Annotated in this window: 6 protein-coding genes; all 6 read left to right on the forward strand. The window is 64.5% G+C overall.

Translation table 11 applies throughout. The features are described 5' to 3' along the window. A partial coding sequence (locus tag B7L71_RS11930; RefSeq protein WP_446497430.1) for a YeeE/YedE family protein occupies positions 1-281 on the forward strand: 281 nt, incomplete at its 5' end. Then, positions 278-700 carry a DUF6691 family protein gene (locus tag B7L71_RS11935; RefSeq protein WP_081138184.1) on the forward strand — a complete coding sequence of 141 codons (423 nt, stop codon included), beginning with the start codon at positions 278-280 and terminating at the stop codon, positions 698-700. The genes B7L71_RS11930 and B7L71_RS11935, both read left to right, overlap by 4 nt. A 145-nt stretch (positions 701-845) precedes the next feature. After that, on the forward strand, positions 846-1,547 hold the full coding sequence (locus B7L71_RS11940) for a response regulator (protein WP_016913284.1): 702 nt from the start codon (positions 846-848) through the stop codon (positions 1,545-1,547). Beyond that, a complete protein-coding gene (locus tag B7L71_RS11945; protein ID WP_081138186.1) occupies positions 1,544-2,899 on the forward strand; it encodes an ATP-binding protein in 1,356 nt (451 codons plus the stop codon). Before B7L71_RS11940 ends, B7L71_RS11945 begins: the two co-directional genes overlap by 4 nt. Before the next feature lie 22 nt (positions 2,900-2,921). Then, on the forward strand, positions 2,922-3,584 hold the full coding sequence (locus B7L71_RS11950; RefSeq protein WP_081138188.1) for a c-type cytochrome: 663 nt from the start codon (positions 2,922-2,924) through the stop codon (positions 3,582-3,584). Beyond that, complete coding sequence (locus B7L71_RS11955) at positions 3,581-4,600, forward strand: c-type cytochrome (RefSeq protein ID WP_016913287.1); 1,020 nt, start codon at positions 3,581-3,583, stop codon at positions 4,598-4,600. Before B7L71_RS11950 ends, B7L71_RS11955 begins: the two co-directional genes overlap by 4 nt. Positions 4,601-4,736 lie beyond the last annotated feature (136 nt).

The following is a 4,736-nucleotide window of genomic DNA, read 5'->3' on the forward strand; positions in this document are numbered from 1 at the left end:
GCGGCCCGCTGCTGGTCATGGCGCTGGGCGGAGGCCTGGGCAATGTAGCTGGCAGCCCCGGTGAAGTGATTGGCGCGCCTGCCGGAGGCATCTCATTGATGCTGTTGGCGGGCCTGCTGGTGGGGCTGGGCACCGGGCTGGGCAGCGGCTGCACCAGCGGCCACGGCGTATGTGGTTTGGCGCGCTTGGCGCCGCGTTCCATGGCGGCCACGGGCATGTTTCTGGTGACCGCCATCGCCACGGTGTATGTGGTGCGTCATGTCATTGGGGGTGGCGTATGAGCCGGGCCGCGTTGAAAACGGCAGCGGGCTACGTGGCAGGGCTGCTGTTTGGGTTAGGGCTGGCTATTTCCGGCATGACCGACCCAGCGAGGGTGCTGGGGTTTCTGGACATCGCGGGCGCCTGGGACCCCACGCTGATGTTCGTGCTGGGGGGCGCGGTGTGCACCACGTTTGTCGGTTACCGGCTGGTGTTTGCTCGGGGGCAGCCGCTGTTGGCCGGTGGTTTTCAACTGCCCACGCGCCAGGAGCTGGATGGCAAGCTGCTGGGCGGTGCGGCGCTATTTGGAGTGGGTTGGGGGCTGTCCGGCTACTGCCCGGGGCCTGCCATTGCTTCTTTGGGCGGCGTCACGCTGCCGTTACTGGCCATGTTGGCGGCCATGATGTTGGGCTGGTGGGGGGCTGCACGCCTGTCTCGCTAGCACCACCGAACCCACGCGGCATGTTGTCGCCCTTGCCCCTGTCGGCAGGGGCGTTTTTTTTGATCTGCGGCAAGGGTTTTCGACCGGCGCTTAACGCTCGGTTAATACGCTTTTGTCATGCTGCTTCCATAACAAGGAAACCGCTATGCACGTCCTATTGATTGAAGATGACCCGCTGGTGGCGTCGGGTATTCGCGCCGGACTGATGATGTATCACTTTGTGGTCGAGCACGTGACGTCGTTACAGGCAGCGCGGCAGGCCATGCAGAGTGTCGCCAGCGACGTGGTCATCCTCGACCGTGGGTTACCGGATGGCGATGGCTTGACCCTGCTGCAAGCCTGGCGTGACGAGGGGGTCACCACGCCGGTGCTGGTGCTTACGGCCAGAGATGCCGTGCGTGACCGGGTGGATGGGCTGCAAACCGGTGCCGACGACTACCTGATCAAACCCTTCGACCTGGATGAGCTGGTCGCGCGCCTGCATGCGCTGTTGCGGCGTGTGGCAGGGCGCAGCCAGGGCTTGACCGTGCACGGCACCCTGACCCTGGACCCGGCTGCCCGAGAAGTGAGAGTGGCCGATCACCTGGTTGCCCTGTCGCGTCGTGAACTGGTGCTGCTGGAAGCTTTCCTGCATGCGCCGCGCAGCGTGCTTTCCGCCGACCAGCTCAAGGATAGCCTGTATGGCTTGAGCGACGATGTCGAAAGCAACGCGCTCAATGTGCACATTCACCACCTGCGGCGCAAATTGGGCAGCGGCATCATCGAAACCGTGCGTGGGTTGGGGTATCGGTTGGGCAAGCCCGAGGCGGTCCAGGTGCCCGGCCAGCGGCCCAAGGGGCAGCGATGAGCCTGCGCGCACGGCTACTGTTGACGCTGGGCATCACGCTGGTGCTGCTCTGGGGCGTGGCTGCCGCGTGGCTGTTGAACGATTTACAGGCGTCTTTCGTGCGCACCCTCGACCAGCGGCTGGCCCAGTCGGCGCGCATGGTGGCTGGGCTGGTTCATCAGCTGCCGCCAGAGGTGTGGGAGCAGAACATGACCGCCGCGCTTTCCATTCCACCCATTGAAGGGCTGGCCTGCCAGGTGCACTCGCCACGTGGAGAGATCATTGCACGCACCCACGCCAATATGGAGGCCGTGTTGGCTCCCGGTCAGCACGGGCATAGCTACCGTCAGGAAGGGGAGACCACCTGGCGTGTGTTCACCTACGAGCGAGGTGGGCTGATCATCACCACGGCAGACCGCATGGATGAGCGCAACCTGCTGCTGGGCGGCATCGTGCGGGTGGCTGTGGTGCCGTTCGTGGTGGCGCTGGTGGGTAGCCTGGTCGCCCTGTGGATTGGGGTATGGCGTGGGCTGGCGCCACTGTCACGTTTGCGCGCCTCCCTGGCCAGCCGCCATCCGGAAGCGCTGGCGCCGGTGTCTACCTATGGTGTGCCCAAGGAGATCAAGCCGCTGATCGACACGCTCAATGGGCTGCTGGTGCGCGTTCAACAGACGCTGGTGCGCGAGCAGCGCTTCACCAACGATGCCGCCCATGAGCTGCGTACGCCGCTAACGGCTATCAAGACCCACCTTCAAGTGGCGCAGCGGGCAGAAGGCCCGCTGGCACGCGAAGCCTTGAGCCACGCCGAAGAAGGCGTGGTGCGGCTGGCCGATACGCTGGATCAGCTGCTCACCCTGGCCCGGGTGGAAGGGCGCATGCGTTTCGACGATGGCGAACCCTGCAGCGTCGTTCCGGTGGTCGAGCTGGCCGTCACCGATAGCGTGGTCGACCCAGCACAGTGCCGCGTGCCTGAGGCATTACCCGATGTGCAGCTGGCCATGCCTCGTGAGCTGGCGATTACCGCGCTGCGCAATCTGCTGGACAACGCCGTGCGCCATGGGCCTGCCAACGCGCTGATTCACCTGAGCGTGCAGCGTTTGGGTGGGCGGGTCACGTTCACCGTAGCCGACGAGGGGCCAGGGGTGGATGACGCCACGCTGAAGCAGCTAACGCAACGATTCTGGCGTGCCAGCAAGCACCAGGGCAGTGGCCTGGGGCTGGCCATCGTGGCCGCCATCGCCGAGCGCTTTGGCGGCAGCGTTCACTTTGCCAATGCACCCACCGGAGGTTTCCTGGCCCACCTCACGGTGCCCGAAGTGCTACCACTACACGCGTCATCACCAACAACGCCGTTACTGCAAGACCCAACATAACAAGCAATGCCAAGGGGGAAGAATGCCATACATCCAATCGACGCACGTCGGCCTGCTGGCGGGGGCCTGCCTGCTGGCAAGTGCTGCCATGGCCCAGGCGGGAGACCCGGAACGGGGACAAACCGCCGCCGCCACCTGTGTTGCCTGCCACCAGGCAGACGGCAGCGGCATGAACATTCCGGGCGGCGAGTCCTGGCCGCGCCTGGCGGGGCTGGATGCCGACTATCTGGCCAAGCAACTGCACGACTTTCAGTCCGGTGAGCGGCAAAACGCCACCATGCTGACCTTTGCCAACATGCTCAATGACCAGCAAATCGCCGATGTGGCTGCCTACTACAGCCAACTGCCCGCGACACCAGGCCAAGGCGGCGACGTGGAAGACAGCCTGCTGGCGCGTGGCCAGCAACTGGCCGAACGTGGCGACTGGAATGCCTACATCGTGTCGTGTCAAAGCTGCCATGGGCCCGGCGGCTACGGAGTGGGCAGCGACTTTCCCGGGATTGCCGGGCAGCATGCAGGCTATATCAGCGCCCAATTGCACGCATGGAAAAACGATACCCGTCATAACGATCCACAACACCTGATGGGCGCCGTGGCCAAGCGCATGAGCGATGACGACATTGCCGCCGTCTCGGCCTGGTACGCCGCTCAACCCCCTCAACGCGACCAGGAGGCTAGCCAATGATGACGCGTCCAACGACCTTGACGTTCACCTTGTCGGGCGGCCTTCTGGCCTCGGCCGCCGCGCTGGCGCTCTATGCAGGCGCGGTGTCGGCCCAGCAGCCGCGTGCCGATGACGCCCTGGACATGCTGGTCCACGAGCCGCCCACCATGGACGACCTGGAGGCCTCCGATCTGCACCCGGAGCTCAAGAAAGTCATTCGCTACGGCTACGACCTGTTCACGGATACCCAGCAGCTGCGCGGTGAGTACGTGTACAACGATATGAACTGCTCCAGCTGCCACCTGGGAGAAGGGCGCGTGCCGTTCAGCGCGCCGGTATGGGCCGCCGCCATCACGCTACCGGATTTTCGTGGCAAGAATCAGCACGTCAACAATCTGGAAGAGCGCATTGCCGGATGTTTTGCCTACTCCATGAACGGCACACCGCCGGCGTATGGCAGCGATGAAATGCTGGCGTTGAGCGCCTACCACCAGTGGCTGGCCACGGGGGCGCCCATGTACCCCGACAAGCCCATCTATGGGCGAGGCTTTCCAGCCCCCGAGCATGAAGAAGCGCCCAGCTATGCCCGAGGGGAAACGGCCTACCTGGAAAATTGCGCTCTGTGCCATCAGTCCGACGGCTCAGGCCACTACGAAAACGGGGAATACGTCTTTCCACCGCCCTGGGGCGATGGCTCCAACAACTGGGGGGCCGGCATTGTTCGGGTAGAAACCATGGCAGGCTTCATCTATCAGAATATGCCGCTGGGCCAGCCACGCTCGCTCACCGGCCAGCAAGCCTGGGACATCGCCTACTACATCAATAGCCAAGAGCGCCCCCAGGACCCACGCTACACCGGCGATATCGCCGAAACCGCCGAGCGCTTCGGCCCCACCTTCCACAACCGTTCGCTCTACGGCCACACCCGTGAGCATGACGGCCACGTCCTCGGCGACCACGACAACTACGGCGAAAACGGTAACATCCAACCCTGGAACGTCGGCGCCCCGCGTTTTCAGCACCTTTCGGAGGAGTAGCAGCTGTGGGGTGGGCGGCGGCTGCCCGTAACGATGAGGCCGCCGCCACGTTCGGTGGCTCCATCGGCAACGCTGGCGCGTTGCTTCGCGGGTGCGCTCCGCTTGCGCCGCGCTACGGTATGTCGCCAACATCACT

The organism is Halomonas sp. BC2, from assembly GCF_002078115.1.
GTDB classification, from domain to species: Bacteria; Pseudomonadota; Gammaproteobacteria; order Pseudomonadales; family Halomonadaceae; genus Vreelandella; species Vreelandella stevensii.